General features: G+C 68.7%; 14 protein-coding genes. 7 read left to right on the forward strand and 7 right to left on the reverse strand.

All coding sequences use genetic code 11. The features are described from left to right. Nucleotides 1–169: 169 nt before the first annotated feature. A complete protein-coding gene (locus C3489_RS05505) occupies nt 170–1,468 on the forward strand; it encodes an RICIN domain-containing protein (protein ID WP_103780720.1) in 1,299 nt (432 codons plus the stop codon). A 108-nt stretch (nt 1,469–1,576) separates the two neighbouring features. Here the strand turns inward: C3489_RS05505 and C3489_RS05510 are convergent, their stop codons facing one another. The 3 genes from C3489_RS05510 to C3489_RS05520 form a co-directional block, all read right to left on the reverse strand. Continuing rightward, the gene (locus C3489_RS05510) at nt 1,577–2,698 is read right to left on the reverse strand and encodes a PP2C family protein-serine/threonine phosphatase (RefSeq protein WP_103780464.1); all 1,122 of its coding nucleotides are present in this window, start codon (nt 2,696–2,698) and stop codon (nt 1,577–1,579) included. Between the two features lie 150 nt (nt 2,699–2,848). Next, complete coding sequence (locus C3489_RS05515; RefSeq protein WP_103780466.1) at nt 2,849–3,271, reverse strand: hypothetical protein; 423 nt, start codon at nt 3,269–3,271, stop codon at nt 2,849–2,851. Nucleotides 3,272–3,603: 332 nt separating this feature from the next. Further along, nucleotides 3,604–4,152: a hypothetical protein gene (locus tag C3489_RS05520; protein ID WP_103780468.1), complete on the reverse strand. Its 549-nt coding sequence runs from the start codon at nt 4,150–4,152 to the stop codon at nt 3,604–3,606. A 317-nt stretch (nt 4,153–4,469) separates the two neighbouring features. On the opposite strand from C3489_RS05520, the gene C3489_RS05525 reads away from it, so the two are divergent. After that, entirely contained in the window at nt 4,470–5,774 is a 1,305-nt protein-coding gene (locus C3489_RS05525) for a YhgE/Pip domain-containing protein (RefSeq protein WP_103780470.1), read from the forward strand. A 104-nt stretch (nt 5,775–5,878) separates the two neighbouring features. On the opposite strand, the gene C3489_RS05530 is transcribed toward C3489_RS05525, so the two are convergent. Together C3489_RS05530 and C3489_RS05540 are read right to left on the reverse strand one after the other, a co-directional pair. Then, nucleotides 5,879–6,775, reverse strand: a complete 897-nt coding sequence (locus tag C3489_RS05530; protein ID WP_103780472.1) for a hypothetical protein — start codon at nt 6,773–6,775, stop codon at nt 5,879–5,881. A 297-nt stretch (nt 6,776–7,072) separates the two neighbouring features. Next, complete coding sequence (locus C3489_RS05540) at nt 7,073–8,086, reverse strand: NADP-dependent oxidoreductase (protein ID WP_103780476.1); 1,014 nt, start codon at nt 8,084–8,086, stop codon at nt 7,073–7,075. 109 nt (nt 8,087–8,195) lie between these two features. Between C3489_RS05540 and C3489_RS05545 the strand changes: the two genes are divergently transcribed. Continuing rightward, a complete protein-coding gene (locus C3489_RS05545) occupies nt 8,196–9,140 on the forward strand; it encodes a LysR family transcriptional regulator (protein ID WP_103780722.1) in 945 nt (314 codons plus the stop codon). A gap of 225 nt (nt 9,141–9,365) precedes the next feature. On the opposite strand, the gene C3489_RS05550 is transcribed toward C3489_RS05545, so the two are convergent. Beyond that, entirely contained in the window at nt 9,366–10,100 is a 735-nt protein-coding gene (locus tag C3489_RS05550; protein WP_103780478.1) for an SDR family oxidoreductase, read from the reverse strand. Between the two features lie 71 nt (nt 10,101–10,171). On the opposite strand from C3489_RS05550, the gene C3489_RS05555 reads away from it, so the two are divergent. The 3 genes from C3489_RS05555 to C3489_RS05565 all read left to right on the forward strand — a co-directional run bounded on the left by C3489_RS05555 (nt 10,172) and on the right by C3489_RS05565 (nt 14,185). Further along, nucleotides 10,172–11,119, forward strand: coding sequence for a LysR family transcriptional regulator (locus tag C3489_RS05555; protein WP_103780480.1), 948 nt, complete (start codon nt 10,172–10,174; stop codon nt 11,117–11,119). Nucleotides 11,120–11,790: 671 nt separating this feature from the next. Next, on the forward strand, nt 11,791–12,525 hold the full coding sequence (locus C3489_RS38555; RefSeq protein WP_181139507.1) for a hypothetical protein: 735 nt from the start codon (nt 11,791–11,793) through the stop codon (nt 12,523–12,525). A gap of 700 nt (nt 12,526–13,225) precedes the next feature. After that, on the forward strand, nt 13,226–14,185 hold the full coding sequence (locus C3489_RS05565) for a M48 family metalloprotease (RefSeq protein WP_103780482.1): 960 nt from the start codon (nt 13,226–13,228) through the stop codon (nt 14,183–14,185). Between the two features lie 1,197 nt (nt 14,186–15,382). On the opposite strand, the gene C3489_RS38560 is transcribed toward C3489_RS05565, so the two are convergent. Continuing rightward, on the reverse strand, nt 15,383–15,541 hold the full coding sequence (locus C3489_RS38560; RefSeq protein WP_181139508.1) for a hypothetical protein: 159 nt from the start codon (nt 15,539–15,541) through the stop codon (nt 15,383–15,385). Between the two features lie 186 nt (nt 15,542–15,727). Here C3489_RS38560 and C3489_RS05575 point away from each other — a divergent pair, with 186 nt between their 5' ends. After that, the gene (locus C3489_RS05575; RefSeq protein WP_258054570.1) at nt 15,728–16,774 is read left to right on the forward strand and encodes a M4 family metallopeptidase; all 1,047 of its coding nucleotides are present in this window, start codon (nt 15,728–15,730) and stop codon (nt 16,772–16,774) included. Nucleotides 16,775–16,934: the final 160 nt, after the last annotated feature.

Here is a 16,934-nt window from a genome sequence, read left to right on the forward strand (position 1 = left end):
AACCGCCAACGGCACCCAGATCCAGCTCTACACCTGCTCGGGCGGCACCAACCAACGCTGGACCCGCACCTGATGGACCTGCAACCGAAAGGGTGAATCGATGACGGCCTACGGTGCGGCTTCCCTCGTCCCTCCGGAAAGACATCAGTGGTGGTCCCGGGTGGCCGCCGTGGTGGCGGCGATCCTCGCGATCGGCATGCTCTCCGTGGTGAATCCGGCACCCGCCGAGGCGGCGACCGTGGACACCAATGCCTGGTACGTCCTGGTCAACCGCAACAGCGGCAAGGCGCTGGACGTCTCTGGCGCGTCCACCGCCGACGGCGCGCGGGTCAGCCAGTGGACGCGCAACGACGGAGCCAACCAGCAGTGGCAGTTCGTGGACTCGGGAGGCGGCTTCTACCGGCTCAGGGCCCGGCATTCGGGCAAGGTTCTCGACGTGGCCGGCGCCTCGACCGCCGACGGCGCCGCGATCCAGCAGTGGGCCGACGCCAACGGGGCCAACCAGCAGTTCCGCCTGGCAGACTCCGACGCGGGTCACGTCCGGCTGATCAACCGCAACAGCGGCAAGGCGGTGGAGGTGCAGGGTGCCTCCACCGCCGACGGCGGCAACGTCGTCCAGTACACGGACTGGGGCGGCGCCAACCAGCAGTGGCGGATGATCAAGCTGTCGTCCGGTGGCGGTGGATGCGGTAGCGCCCCGACTCTGGCGAGCGGTACGCACACGATTCAGAGCGGCGGTAAGAGCCGCAGCTTCATCCTCAGGGTTCCCGACAACTACGACAACAGCCACCCCTACCGGCTGATCTTCGCATTCCACTGGCGGGGCGGAACCGCCGGCGACGTCGCCACGGGCGGCACGAGCGGGACCGCCTGGTCCTACTACGGCCAACAGGAACAGTCGAACAACAGCGCGATCCTTGTCGCGCCACAGGGCCTCGGCAACGGCTGGGCCAATTCCGGCGGTGAGGACGTCACCTTCGTCGACGACATGATCCGGCACATCGAGGGCGGCCTCTGTGTCAACCCGGCACAGCGTTTCGCCACGGGATTCAGTTGGGGCGGCGGTATGAGCTACGCACTCGCATGCAGCCGGGCCAACGTCTTCAGGGCCGTCGCGGTCATGTCCGGTGCCCAGATCAGCGGGTGCAGCGGCGGCACCCAGCCCATCGCCTACTTCGGAATCCACGGCGTCAGCGACTCCGTCCTCGACATCAGCCAAGGACGGTCCCTGCGCGACAGATTCGTCAGCAACAACGGCTGCACCCCCCAGAGCCCGCGCGAGCCCGCGCCGGGCAGCCGAACGCACATCACCACCACCTACTCGGGCTGCCGTGCCGGCTACCCGGTCCAATGGGCCGCGTTCGACGGAGGCCACATACCCGGTCCCGTCGACGGCTCCCCCGCCGAAAGCGGCGTCGCCACCTGGACCAAAGCAGAGATCTGGAGGTTCTTCGCACAGTTCCAGTGACACGCCCGCACCACGGAGTGGAGCCAGGATGATCCTGGCTCCACTCCGTCGACGTCTGTCCCGGATTGAAGGAGAGAGGTCTCGCCCCCCAGTGCGCGGCCGCGCTGATCAGACGCGCGAGACCACGCTGAGGTGTGGGGTGCGGTGGATCGCGACCAGGGCGGCGTCGTCACCCAGACGGCCGCCGGTGTGGGCAAGCAGATCGCGGCGCAGATGTCGGACCAGTGTGGCCGGAGGGCATGCGGCCCAGCGGGCGACCCGCTCCGCCAGCGGGTAGAAGGTGCCGGAGGCGTTGCGGGCCTCGATGAAGCCGTCGGTGTACAGCAGCAAGGTGTCGCCGACGTCGAAAGGCACGGTGCTCTCGGTATGGGCGTCTGCCGGCACTGGGTGGACACCCAAGGGCGGAGCTGCGTCGGTGGCGACCGGCTGGGGCGCTTGGCCTGGCCGCAAGAGCAGGGGTGGTGGGTGCCCGCAGTTGGTGAGATGGGCGACGGGTCTGTCGTCGGGCAGGTCCAGGAACAAGGCGGTGATGAAGTGCTCGCCGCTCTCATCGTCAGTGACGGAGAAATCGGTGAGGTAACGCTGAACGTGGGCGTCCAGGGCGGTGGCGAGGTCGGGCAGGGTCGGCATGCGCGCGGCGGTCAGACGGAAGGCGCTGAGCAGCAGGGCGGCCTCACCGACAGCAGCCAGGCCCTTTCCGCGTACGTCCCCGATCAGCAAGCGGGTGGTGTGGTCGGCGCGGGTCGCGGTGTAGAGGTCACCGCCGATCTGGGTCTCCTCCTCAGCGGCCACGTAGTGGGAAGCGATCTGCAACGCTCCGATACGGTCCGGCAGCGGGCGCAGCAGCGCTCGCTGGGCCGCCTCGGCCACCGACTGAGCGCGGCTGAGCTGACGGCGGTGACGTTCGCGGACCACGGTGAACAGCACGATCATCACCGACAGCGCAGACAGCGCAGCGATCTGAGCCAGATGGTTGCTCGTCGTCAGCCCACCGTGCAGGGCAGCGATGAGCACCTGCGCCGCGACCGCGAGCGCACCGACCGCCGCGGTGGTCTTGGGTCCGGCGAAAGACGGCGCGAGAGCCGGAGCGATCACCAGCAGCGGCCCCAGATGGACACTGGTGGGGGAATGGACGTCGACGATCGTGATCAGCACGATGAGGGCGACTGGGATGAACACCAGCCAGGGACTGTTCTGATCTTCATCCATCCATCGGGCCCGCACTGCCATGCACCTCACTGTTGGATGCCCATCAACCCCGCATCGCCGCCCACTGCTTGTACGGGCGGGTGCCGTGTGTGCCGCACGAACGCTGACTTCGTGTCAAAGCGTCACTGCGACAGCCGTGTGGGACATGGTCGAGGCATCTATCGGGTGCGCCTACGTGGTGTGCAGGGGTTCCTTGAAGGACCTTCGGAACACCGGCCCGGCGAAGGGAATGATCGAGGACAACATCTTCGACTTGAACGAAGTGGGATGCCGTTCGAGTCTGACGTCGACGCGGGTGCCGTCATCCGTGGGAGTCATCTGAAACTGCCAGCCCCCTGAGCCGAAGGGCACCGAGTCACGGGTGGTGACGGTGACCCGCTTCGTCGAGGGATCCCATTCGTAGCGTGCACGCTCCCATGACTTGTCGTTCCCCTCGGTCACCTCTGCCCAGGTATCGCCCCGCTCGTGGACCCGGAAGTGCTCGGCGTCGATGGAGGGCCACTCCTCGACACGGGAGGGGCTGAAGTTCGTCAGTACGCCCATCACCTCATCTGGGCTCAACGAGGAGTTCACGTGGAAGTGCAGGGATGGCATGGTCTACTCCGTGGTTCGAGATGACCGCTATGTCTCGGCGGCCTTCTGGAGGCGTCCCGCGGGGTGCGCGGCTCGCGTCACCGACGCCGCTGCACAGACCCGCCCTGCTGCGGTGCGGCACCTTGGCTTCTTGGGGGCCTCCTGGCAGGCGCACTGACCGGAACGCTCCAGTTTTCAGGATGCACCTCCGCCCAGCACTGCGCACCAGCAAGTGGCCGGCCCGAAGGGTGGTCGTTGTCCGGTACCAGGCTCAGGGAGCGATCCAGAGGCAACCTGCACCGATCAGGAGGAGACCGTGGCGCGCATAGGCGTCGGCCGTGGCCGACACGCGGCTACGGTCTGTGGCCGGCGGCGCAGGTGCCGAGTCGGGTGAGCAGCCAGAAGGTGAGTGCGGTGCCCGTTCCGTAGGCGACGTGCGCCCCGAGATCCCAGGCCACGCTCTTGGCGTCGTACTGCCAGATCGGCTTGTAGAGCCCTGCAATGGGCAAGGTGACGTAGTCACCGGCGAAGACCGCGGCACCGAAGGGAACGCCATACCCCGGGGAGGGCCTGGGCAGTGATCCGGCCACGATGCCGTACGCCGCGCCCGCCGCTGATCCGTAGGCCCAGTGCGCGACAGTGCTCGTGAGCCAGGCGGAACCATCAGGAAGCCGGCGCTGGGTGAAGCCCTCGATCACCCGCTTCGCCACCTGCCCTGGGTCAGGGGCCTTCTCCCAACTCTCGACCGGCGCAAATTCCCAGGCGAGCGGGCTGTCCGTCCCGCCTGCGCGACGGTACTTCAGATAATGGACGGCATCCAGACACACGGTTCCCACTACCCCGGCCAGCAGGCCCGCCGTCACCGCGGCGAGGGGAGTCAGCGGGTTCCTTCGGAAGCGCATGACGCGATCTCCTCATCGGTCAGGGCCGCGAAGGCCGATGTCCTTCAGCACTCGCACTGCGGTTGCGTGACAGTGGGCGCGCATCGAGTATCCGGCGATCCGCGGAGCATCGCATGCCAGGCGACGTGCAGGCCCGGGAGCCGATTCTGTGTCGATGAGTGATACCTGGACGACAGATGGTTATCGTCCTGGAGGCTCCGCTGCACATGCCTGCTTTCGAGAATGTGGGCAGCTGAGGCACAGGCGCGGCTCCTGCACAACCGCGAGTGCCGCCGGCAGATCCAGACAGCGCAGGACCGTGTCCCCATGGGAGTTCCATGACCTCGGCGGATTCCGAGCAGCAGCAAGGGCTTGTGCGCGCGTTTGCCGTGGCACGTCATGGCAGGCTCTGGCTCGTGCCGACAGCCCTGTGCGCGCTGGTGGCGCTCTTCCTGACGCTGCTCTATATGGGCGGCATCCTGGACCCGAACGGAAACCTGCGCCGGCTGCCGATCGCCCTGGTCGACACGGACCAGGGGCCGCCGCTGCCAGGGCAGCAACAGACCTTGGGAGCGCAGGTGAGCCGATCGGTCGTCGCTGCGACGCCCGCGGGCACCGTGCAGTGGCGCCGGCTCAGCCCGACGCAGCTGCGGGACCAGTTGGCGTCGGGCAAGGTCTACGGCGCCCTGGTCATCCCAGCCGACTTCACCACCTCGGTAGCGGCGCTGACGACCCCCCGGGCCTCGGCGCGGCCCGCCCTCACGGTCCTGACCAACCCCGGGCTGGGCAGCCTCGGCTCCTCCCTGGCCAGTCAGATCAGCCAGCGTGCGGCTCACCAGGCATCCCTGACGATCGGCCGACAGCTGATGAAGCAGGCTTCCAGCCAGGGCGTCGACGCGACGACCCGCGCGCTCCTGGGCGACCCGATCACCGTCACCACCCGAGTGGGCCACCCCATCGGCCGACACAGCGGCCTCGGCCTGACCGCCTTCTACTTCACCCTGCTCCTGGTGCTCACCGGGTTCGTGGGCGGAAACATCATCAACAGCGGCGTGGACTCGGGCCTGGGTTACACCGACACCGAGATCGGCCCCTGGCACACCCGGCGGCCAACGGTGCCGATCAGCCGCACGCAGACGCTGCTGTTGAAGATGCTCATGACCGCGGGGATCATGGTGCTGACCACCAGCCTGCTGATGATCGCCGCGATCGCGATTCTCGGCATGGACGCTTCACATCTACCGCTGCTGTGGATCTTCTCCTACTGCGCGAGCCTGGCCGTGGGCCTGGGAGTGCAGGCCATCAACGCGGCCTTCGGCGGGATCGGCCAGGTGGTGTCCATGTTCGTGTTCATCGCCCTGGCCCTGCCGTCCTCGGGCGCGACCATTCCCCTGGAAGCCGTTCCGGGCTTCTACCGCTTCCTGGCCCTGTTCGAACCCATGCGGCAACTGACTGACGGCGTGCGGTCCATCCTCTACTTCGACGCCCGGGCCGATGCCGGGCTGACCCGCGGATGGACCATGGTCGCCATCGGCTTCGCCCTCGCCCTGCTGTTCGGATTCGCCATGACCCTCTACTACGACCACAAGGGGCTTCACCGCCTGATCGCGCGGCCTGCAGCACCAACCGGCCAGGCACCGTGATCGGCACCAGGCAGCCTGAGATTGGCTGGATCTTTCGGATCGCACCCGAGGCCGGTCCGGGCATGTGTTGCCCGGGCCGGCCTCGTGGTCCGGCCTTGCGGCTGTTACGGCTGGGCCAGCTCCCTGAACAGCGACTTGATCCGGTCCGAGTCGGCGATCAGCGGCAAGGTGTCGAAGTACAGCTCCCACTCGCCGTCCGGGCCGAAGCGTTCCACGATGCCGAACCGGACGGTGCCGCCCTTCTCGGTGGTGGCGGTGCCGTGCCACTCGACGTAGGTGGTGGTGTGACCGAAGGCCACCTGGCCCGCCTGGAACCGGACGTCGGCGGTGGCGAAGAACCGCTTCAAGTACGACCGCTTGCCGGCGGCGGTCCGCAGCGGGGCGTCCAGGCCGGGGCCGGAGAGCTTGTCGTTGCCGGAGCGTGCCACGAGCCCGGCTACGTCCTCGCCGTTCCACATCGCCAGCCGCGCCGGGATTTCGTCTGCCCGGAACCGTCCGGCGTGGCGGCCTTCGGCCGTACCGGCCGGGCCAGGCTCCGTGACCGCCGCGCCGGCCGGCGTATCGCCTGCGGCCGGGTCGGCCACGCCGTCGAACAGGCCCTTCGGCACGGTCGGGACGGTGTCCCGGAAAAGGACGTAGCGGTCATAGTAGCGGCGTGCCTGAAGGGTCTTGCCGTCGTCGCCCAGTACGTTGCGGGCGATCTGCGGGTACGCCACCGTACGGCCCTTGAGCGTGACCTCGTTCCACTGGCCGAACATCATCACGCCGCCGTCGGCCACCACGTCGGTCCCGCGGTACTTCAGGTCCGGGGCGAGCCGGAGCGAGTTGGTGATGGAGGTGCCGATGGTGGTGCGGCCGCGCTGCGCGTCGCCCCCCGCCTCCCAGAGCGTGGCGTCCTCGTCGAAGATGTCGAGGTACGCCTGCACGCGGGGGTGGCTCAGGTCGCCCAGGACCGGCGGCGTACCGGTGGGCATCTCGCCGAAGGCGATCTGCCGCTTCATGAACGCGCAGGCATTCGGGGTGATCCGCCCTCCAGGCGGTCCACCTTCGCGCGGACCTCGGGGCAGTCGCCCGAAGCGGCCGCCCCGCCACCCGACAGCGCCGCCGCCGCGGTGGAGGCCCCCACCGCGAGCACCGCCACGGCGATACCGACCGCACCACGCCGACCCGTGAACCCGAACATGTCCCCCACCTGTTTCTCCTCGTTGCCGCTTGCGTACGACAACCATGCAGGTCAGGCCCATGACGGCGCGATTACCTCCAAGGTAATGGGAGTCCGCGCGCCACCTCCCACGCCGTCAGGTCCGTTCCGGGTGCCGGGCCAGGATGATCTTTCCGGTGTTCTTGCCGTGCAGCATGTCCAGGAATGCGTCCACGATGTGCTCGAACCCGTTCACCACCGTCTGGTCCAGCGCCAGCCGGCCGCTCTGCAGATGGGGGACCGCGAACTCGTACAACTCCTCTTGCAGATCACGGTAGTTGCTGACCAGGAAGCCCTCCATGCGCAGGCTCTTCTCCACGATGTCCGAGTAGTTAACGTGCGGCGGGGGTGCGTCCGGGGTGTTGTACCGGCTGATCGTGCCGATCCGGACGATGCGCCCGAACTCGCGCAGTGCGCCCACCGCGGCGGCCAGTTGTTCGCCGCCCACGTTGTCGACGAAGACGTCGATGCCGTCCGGCGCAGCCTTGGCGAGCAGTTCAGCGGCGAGGCCGTCGTGGTAGTCGAACGCCGCGTCGTAGCCCACCTCCCGGGTCAGGTAGTCGACCTTGGCCGCCGAGCCCGCGCTGCCCACGATGCGGCCGGCGCCCAGCAGCCGGGCGAAGCGGCCGGTGGCCGTGCCGACGCCGCCGGCCGCGGCGGAGACGAAGAGGTCGTCGCCCTCCTGGAGCCGGGCGATGCGGGTGAGGCCCACATATGCGGTCAGTCCGGTGCCGCCGAGGACGCTCAGGTAGGCCGTCAAGGGGACCCCGTCGAAGCGGGGAAGTCTGCGGATCTCCTCGGGTCGGACCACGGAGTGCGTGCGCCAGCCCTGCCGGTGGAACACGATCTCGCCCTCGGGCAGCCCCGGTGTCCGCGAGGCGATGACGCGCCCGAGGGTCCGGCCCTCAAGCGGTGTGTGGAGCGCGAAGCCGCCGGGCACGTCGTCCATCATTTCGCGGTGGTACGGGTCGACGGACCAGTAGAGGTTCTCCACGAGGGCGGTGCCGACCGCAGGATCGGGGATCGCGGACTCGACGAAGGTGAAATCCTTCGTGGTGGGGAAGCCGTGGGGGCGGGCGGTCTGGTGGACGGTGATCGCGTTCTCGGTCATGACGGGACCGTAGGTCGGGAATGGAGACTTCGGGCAGGTCGTTGGGCTCATGTGACACCCCGTTCCATGAGCCGTTCTCATACCCTGAGGTGAGCGCCCTGTGGCCCGCATGACCGACACCGATCTCGCCCCGCACGAACTGCGCATCCTGGTGGCGGTTGCGGACGCGGGCGGCTTCTCGGCCGGGGCCGAGGTGCTCGATCTGACACAGTCCGCGGTCTCCCACTCGGTGCGCGGCAGCGAGCGCAAGATCGGCGCCGTTCTCTTCGAACGCGGCCGCAGCGGTGCGAGACCCACTCCGGCCGGGGAGAAGGCTGTGGCATATGCGCGCCGAATCCTGCGGCTGCTGGACGTGTTCGTCGCCGAGGTGCGGGAAGCTGCCCGCTCCGAGACGATGCAGGAGCCGGAAGGCACGCTGCGGATCGCGGCCTTCCGCAGCATCGCGCTGCATGTGCTGCCGCCGGTCCTGCAGCGGCTGCGCGCACGGTATCCCCGGATCGAGCCGCAGGTGCGGATCGTCCGCGAGCTCGGACGTGGCGGGGCAGGCGAGGTGGCCGACGGACGGTCGGATCTCGCCATTGTCACCTTGGACGGAGCGCAGTTGCCGGCGGGGCTGGTGGCGAGCGGACTCTTCGAAGAGAGCTACTCCCTGGTGCATCCCGCCGGACACCCGGCTCCGCGCTCGCTGCCGCTGGTCGACTGGGCCGAGAACTGCGGCTCGTACACCCGCGCCTGGTGGGAGGCACAGGACTGGATCCCCAAGGCCACGATCGAGGCCGAGGACGACGGAGCCGTGCTCTCGCTCGTGAACGGGGGCCACGGAATGGCGATCATGCCCGCGCTCTCACTGATCGGCGCACCGGACTCGATCGAGATCACCGATCTCGGTCCGGAGCGCCCGACGCGCCGTGTCGGCTACGTCACCACCCCGGAACTGGCCGCCTCCGCCGCCGTGCGCGCTCTGGTACGAGAGCTGCGGGCCGCCGGCTCGGCCCACCACCGGCATGAAGAACCAGCACCCCTCACCGGCCACCATCATGCGCATTCTGCGTGAACATGGCGAGCACACGCATGGGAAACCCGGCTGGCCCCGCGGCCGAGCCCTTGATTCTGACTCCGCGAGATGAGTGATCACCTCGTGCCCGCCTTGGCTTGTGCGCCCCATCAACTACGAGTAATGCCCGTGGAGATGGGCGCCGCGGAAGAGGAACAGTGATCGTCACGGCGGGGCTGAAAAAACACCCCGGCGGGCTTCGCGCGGAGACGGCGCGGCATGGTCTCACCAGGGAATCGGCCCGTCCTCGGCCAGAAAGGCGCCCGTCGGGCCGTCCTCGCCCGCCGTCGCCAGGTCAACCGCGACGGCCGCGCCCTCCTCCGCCGTGCGTATCCCGGTGTGGCGGTTGAGGTCGGTCGCGCAGTAGCCGGGACTCACCGCGTTGACCAGGATGCCTTCGGCGCGCAGTTCATTGGCGTAGAGCACGGTGATCGCGTTCAGCGCGCTCTTCGAGGTGCAGTAAGGGAGGAGAATCGAGGAGTAGGCGGACCACGGGCTGCCCGGGTCGGCCAGGTGGGTGAGGGAGCCCAGTTCGCTGGACATGTTGACGATGCGTGCGGCGGCGGAGCGGCGCAGGAGGGGCAGCATGGCGTGGGTCACCGCGATGACGCCGAACACGTTGGTCTCGTAGACCTGCCGGACGGTTGCGGCGGGTGTTTCACTCGGTTGTTGCTGTCCGGCGGCGATCGCGGCGTTGTTGACGAGGATGTCGAGGCGGCCGAACGTGGCGTCGATGTGCTTGGCGGCGGCCTGGACCGAGCTCTCGTCGGTGACGTCCAGCGGTACGAACCGTACGTCGGAACCATCGGCGCGAAGCTCCTCGGCCGCCGCCTCGCCACGCTCGGCGTTGCGGGCGCCGATCAGTACGGTGATGCCGAGGGCTGCGAGCCTGCGCGCCGTTTCCTTGCCGATGCCCTTGTTCGCGCCGGTGATCAGAGCAGTCTTCTGCGAAGTCGTCATGGCGCCCAGCCTCCCCTCACCCACGGGCGGCAGGGAAAGACCAGAAGACTCTGGATCTATAGTCCACAGGTATGAGTGAGCTGGAGGTGCGGGAGCTGAGGTACTTCATCGCGGTCGCCGAGGAACTGAACTTCAGCCGGGCCGCGCAACGCCTGGGGATGGCGCAGCCCCCGCTGTCGAAGGCGATCGCTCAGATGGAGTCCCGGCTCGGTGTACGCCTGCTGGAGCGCACCACCCGGCAGGTGAGGCTGACCAACGCCGGTCAGGTGCTGCTCGACCAGGCCAGGATCGCGGTCGACGCGGTGCACGCGGCGGCCCGGCGTGCACGACGGGCCGGTCAGCCGACACCCCAGCTCGTCGTGGCGGTCAAGCCGGGAGGCGATGCCGGGCTGCTGCGGGAGATCCTCGCCGCCTACCGGGGAACGGGTTCGCATCTGCCGCCGCCTGAAGTCGTCGTCGGCGGCAGCGGAGAGCCGATCGCCATGTTGCGGGACGGCCGTGCCGATGTAGCGCTCCTGCGCAGCCCGTTCGACGGTCAAGGGCTGGATTCCCAGACGCTCGTGGTCGAGCCGCGACTGGCCGTTCTCCCCGCCGCGCACCGCCTGGCCGGACGCCGGCGACTGCGGCTGACCGACCTCAAGGGCGAACCGATCCCACGCTGGAAAGGGGCCGCTCCCTCCGCCACCGCCTACTACACAGGGTGCGACGGAGCGGAAGCGGGCGATGGCCACACAGGCTTGGCGCCGGCCGACACTCCTGAGGGGCCGCTCGTGGCCAGCGTCGAGCAACTCCTGGAGGTGGTCGCGCTGGGCCAGGCGGTGGCGTTCCTGTCACTCTCCACCACCAAGCGGCACCAGCGCCCGGACATCGCATACCGGCCGGTCACCGGCCTCAGCCCCAGCGCGGTCATGGTCGCCTGGCCGGAGACGTCGCGATCCGCAGCCGTCGCCGCCTTCGTCCAAGCCGCCCATGACGTCGCCGCCCACGACCCCGACCACATGACCGCATTGGCCTACTGACCGGGGGCACTCACCCTTCGCCATGACGATCGGAATGCGACGTCGCTCGATGAGGCTGGTCAGCTCGGCGGGGCCGAGGCCGCGACCTCGCCAACCGTCCAGCCTTCCGTTTGTTGGCGAAGAGTGTCACGGCCATGCGCAGGCATTGGCTCCACCGGCGGTCGCAGCACCATATGTACCGTCTACGACCCGACCGCGGCCACCATGACCCGACGCGGCTGTCTGACGGCTGAGGGGCTCAGGGGACCGGTTAGGTCCGGGGCCTGCCACCGTCGCCCAGCGTTCGGCGGGCGCCTCATGGAGAGCGACCTCGACGATCGCGACATGTTCGTCTCTGATCGGCTTGAGTCGACGTCATCCAGCGGGAGCCCGGCATGCCTCGGCACCGGCTCCAACGAGCCCGCGCGCGCCTCGGATAACCACCGCCACACGGTCCGTGGCGTCACACTCGCGGCCACCGCATTCCGTGCCAGCCGCAACTCCTCACCCGTACAGGCCAGCTCACTCGCACCCCAGCGGACCACACACTGGGCGCACCAGTGGTCTGATCTGCTGACGTTGCAGCGAGGCGTCCCACCACTTGGCATCGCGAATCCCACGATGGTCGAGGTGGCCCGACCCAGGCCCCACCCCACATCGTGCGGTCCGGTTTCGAGAAGGAGCGGCGCTACATGAGTCCCGAGTACAAGGCCCGGTCAACCCTTGGGCCGCTGCCCAGGCGCAGCAGCTGGCTGACTGGTGGCACCCTGGCGTCCCTCGCCCTGGTCATGGTGGGAATCGCCAGCCCAGGCATGGCCACCGCGCAGACCTTTCAGGCCACAAAAGCGGTCCGCGCGGCGGGCCCCAAGGGCGGCGGCGACGAGTGCCGGCCAGAACACCACTGGCCGGATCACTACTGGCCGCAGGTCCTGGGCGGCGACGACGACGATGACTGCGGGCCTGGCCTGCCGGGCGCCGTCGGCGCTACGGGAGCCACCGGAGCCACGGGCGCGACCGGAGCCACGGGCGCGACCGGAGCCACAGGGGCAACGGGCGCAACTGGTCCGGCCGGTACCGGCGACGGAGCCACCGGAGCGACGGGCGCCACCGGAGCGACCGGTGCCACCGGAGCGACGGGAACCGGGTCCGTCACCATCACGGAAATCCCAAGTGAACCCCGTACGATCCCACCCGGCCTGACGCTTGGGGCCGTCGCTTCGTGCCCAGAAGGCCAGATCGCCGTCTCCGGCGGCTGGGTGGCCAGGAACGCGGAGGGCGCCATCGTGGCAATTCCAGTGGGGTACAACGCCACCCTCGACTCGACGACCGGCACCGAATGGTATGTCGTAGGCCGCAACACCACTGACAGCGACGTGATTCTGACCGTGTTCGCGTATTGCTCGCCAGGCACCATCGTCGTGCCGTAGCCATCGCCGTGCGATCCGCAGCACATGCGCTGCTGCAGCTGGTGCCGCCTTCGAAATCGGGAGGCGGCCCGCCTTTCCCCTGACCGTTTCGGAGCTGTCCGATGATCTGCGTCGTCCATCGGCCGGGCCAGCCGAGTCATGGCCCGTCGCCGACCCGACCGCGTTGGCCTCCTCGATTCCGGGGCGGCCTCGCCACCTCCAACGCCCGCCCCGCACGCGGATCCCGGCGCACCACCACACCCCGCGGTAGCTGCAACTCCTCACGTATACACGCCAGCACACCTGCATCCCGGCGGACCACACACAGGAATGGCCAACCCCATGACAGCCAGCCACCACCGTGGTGGCTCCCGGATGGCAGCAGTTTCGTCACCACATGACAGCCGAGGCCACCCCGTCACCGGACAGCGGCTAAACCTCACATCCCGGCCTACAAGCCCCCTGCCCCACAGCCAGACACCCCATCACCCGCTGACGACAAACCCCGCCACCACACCCCCCACCCGCAGCTGAGAAAGGGTCAGGACTCCAAAAAAGCCGAGAGTTCCCTGCCTCGATGCCTTGATCATTTGAAGCATGGGCGCCCCACCCGGTAGATCTGCTACGGGGAGGAAACCACGCCTGCTCGAAGCGCGGGACCAGTAAAACTGGAGCAGAATCAGGAGGGAAAGGGGGAGGGAGAGAGAGGGGAAGGATCGTGATGGCCCCTGACATCCCCGACCATGATCTGCATCTTCGGCTCCGCGCCGCCAGGCACCCGTACGAACGTTCACGGCTGGTGGGGGCCGTGTGTTGGTTGGCGCTCCTCTTCGCCGTTGCTCTATGGGCAGCCGCGTCGACGGGCCCCACAGCTGTGCTTGTGCTCGTCCTCCTCGCCGCAGCCGCCGTAGTAACGTACTGGTTCCTCATGCGGTTCTGGAACGCCCGCCTCCTCGGGCGCGCTGTCAAAGTGACGCCCGAGAGCTTTCCGGAGCTGCACGCCGAGATCACCCGGACTCAACGAAGGCTCGACTATTATCGGCCCATCAACGTCTACGTGGCCGACCAGGTCGACGGGAAAGTGACGATCACCAGTCTGCTGGGGACGCGTGTATTGCTCATCGAGGGCGGGTGGCTGGCCGATCTCCAGGCAGAAGGTCCCGCGCCACTCCGCTTCCTTCTGGGCAACTTCATCGGCTCCCTCAAGGCCCGGCACGGCCAACTAGCGCTCCTGGTGATCATCCTGGACCAGATGAATTGGGCCGTATTCATCGACCCATGGATGTTGCCCTATCGGCGTTCCGCCGAGTACACCTGCGATCACATCGGCTATCTGTGTGCTGAAGACCTGGACGCGTCGCTCAAGGTTCTGTCCCGGCTCACCGTCGGAAAAGAGCTCGCCCAATCGGTCTCACCGACAGGAATTGTCGAGCAGGCCTGTCAAGTGGCCGATAGTCCCTTGGCGCACTTTGCAGAAATGTTCCAAGCGGGTCCGCACATGGTCAATCGCTACGCCAACCTCGTCACTTACGCGGCCGAGGCGAATCCCGCTGAGTTCGAGAGGTATCGCGCCGGCCTGACAGACAATGGCCGCCAGTTCCTCGGCAAGCTGCTCACGGAGTCGCCCTACTACCACCCAGCCGCTGAGGCTCCTCGCCAGCCGGCCGCTGGGCGGAGTTGACCGGCAGTTCGCGTACCACGTGGTGACCCCGATTACCGAGCACGGGGCCCAACTCACCTTTCCTCCTCGGATGCTGGACGTGTGGTACCCGGGGTTGATGCCGTTGCTGGTGCTGGCCGGGGTGGCAATGCCGCACTGGGTGCGGTGCTGCCGGCGCGTGCGGCGGCCCGGCAGACCATCGCCCACGTCCTGCACGCCGAGTGACAGCCCGCGGCCGTGCCTGCTGCGGCGTCGACGGGCCGGACATGGCCTCCGTCGGCCGCCCCAGCCTCACCATGCCGGAAGCCAGGGCCGCGTAGGCGTGCGCTTGTCAGGATTGAACGCATGTAATGGGTCGGTTCCCTCATGTTGAGGGGCCCGATCCCGTTACCGCAGGCCGCTGTTCCCGGTCCCGCGGGTCGTCTGGCGGGCCCCGCCGGAGTCCCCTCACAGATCGGTGGCGAAGGCCGTTTGAGCCGCCAACCCAGGTTGGACCTGTGCCCCGACGCACACCCGCCGGCGTGTGGGGGCAGGACCTTTGAGCGTATGACGCCGGGCCCCGGTGCGCGGGGCTCGCCGGGGCACGGGTCGTGCAGGGCGCGGTCGCCGGGTCACCGTCCGGGTTCGGTGGACAGGGCGCGTGATCGGTCGCCGTGGCTTGCCTGGGTCAAGTGCGGCAGCGGGAGAACCGGCCGCCAGCCTTCTGCGCGGCCTGCTCGGCTTCCTGTGCCTGGCGGCGGCGCTCTTGCTCCTGGCGCTCGCGTTCGTCGGCTTCGGCCTGCGCTTATGCTGCCGCGGCAGGGCTCTGCTAGTCCTCGCATAAGTCCAGGTGCGACTGGCGCGGCTGCGGCCAGCCGACGCGCCCCCACCGCTCGTCGGTGAACTTCCGTCGACAGTGGCCGCATACTGGCCGCCGCGCCTCGCACGCCGCGGCTTCCCGCTTCGCGCCGCGCCGTTCCCGCGTCCGCTCAGCTGCGCGGCGGCGGCGATGGCGGCGTTCTGGCGGGGGTTGCTGATCGCGTCCAGCAGCGACTGCCCTCCTTGACGGCCGAAGCGCCAGAACGGCGGATGAGGTTGTCGACCTACTTCATCTGCCGGTGGGCGACGCCCTCGGTGCAGTTGTCGGCCTCGATAACATCAGCGGCCCGTCGGCTTCCGGGGTGGTGAGGACGACGTCGGCTCGGACTCCGCTGATCGCGGGGTTCTTCCGGGCGCCCTTCACCGAAGCGCAACCTCGGTGGCATAGGAGGCGAGGATGCCGATCCCCTCGGGGGCGTCGACGACGGCCCCGGCGGCGGCGACCGCTTCGGCCGGTTTCCCCGTGACCATGCCCAGATCGGGTTTCGGGCGGATCAGCGCGATGACTGTCTCGTTCACCGCCATCGGGTGGAGGCGCCGGCGCTTCCCGCGCCTTGGGCATGCCACCCGGGCACATCCGATCACCTGATGAGCCCACCAAAGGACACGCTTTGGTCATGGACCTGTTCAAGAGCCGGGCGGTGCGCGAAGATCGCGCCCACACTGCACCACCGTACCCACGCCATCCGCAACGGGAGGATGTACATGGCTCACCGCACACCCCGCGGTCTGCTCGCTGGGGCCACCGCCACCGTGGCCCTGCTCATGACGGCCGCCTCGGCCTCCGCGGTAGGGACCGCCCCCGGCGCGGCCGGCCCGCAGGCCCGCGTCTTCATGGTCAACCCCGTCCAGTCGTCGGGCGACCAGACCCTCACCGACGCCAAGGACGCCGCCGACGCCGTCCCCGCCACCGCCTACGCGACCGTCGCGTTGCGCAACCTGGACGGCAGCGGCGGCCTCTCCGGCCGCTGGGCCGCAGTCCGCTCCGACACCGGTGCCTCCGCGCGGGTTGCCGACGCCACCTCCTACAACCGGCACGACGACCAGTTCGAGCAGGTCATGGCGTACTTCTGGGTCAACGAGGCACAGGAGTACCTGCAGGGCCTCGGCTTCGGCAGCGAACTGCCCGGCGCCAACAACCGCGTCCAGCCCGTTCGTATCAACCAATGGGGCGCCGACAACTCCTTCTTCACCGACAAGAAGGCGGAGATCCGATTCGGCAAGGGCGGTGTGGACGACGCCGAGGACGCCGAGGTCATCGTGCACGAGTACGGTCACGCCGTGCACAACGCCCAGGTACCCGGCTTCGGCAGCTCCCTGGAGGCCGGCTCCATCGGCGAGGCCTTCGGCGACTATCTCGCCGTCGCCGTCGGCGAGCACGCCGCGGCACGATACGGCTGGCCGCTGAAGACCGACCTCGCCTGCGTCGCCGACTGGGACTCCGTCATGTACAGCGACGCCCCGCACTGTCTGCGCCGGATCGACTCCGACAAGACGTACGCGGACCGGGTCGGGGAAGTCCACGCGGACGGCGAGATCTGGTCGCGCGCCCTGTTCGACATCCGCAGCGCCCTCGGCGCGCGCGTCGCCGACCGGATCATCGTCAACGCCCAGTTCGGCTTCGCCCCCGACACCAGCTTCGCGGCGGCTGCGAACACGACGGTCGCGACGGCGCAGAAGATGTACGGCAAGAGCGCGGCAGACGCGGTCCGCGCCGCGTTCCAGGCCCGGGGCATCCCCGGCGTCGCCTGACACACGACGCCCCGGAGGCGGCAGATCCGCCGCCTCCGGAGCTGGGCGTCGAGTCCCCACAGCGGCTGGGCCGGCATCGTCGGGTCGTCGAGAGTCCGCGCAGGCTTTGATGGGGCTCGCACGCAAATGGATGACACCAGCGGGACTGATCGTTCTCACG

This window comes from Streptomyces sp. Ru71 (assembly GCF_002920535.1).
Taxonomy (GTDB): domain Bacteria; phylum Actinomycetota; class Actinomycetes; order Streptomycetales; family Streptomycetaceae; genus Streptomyces.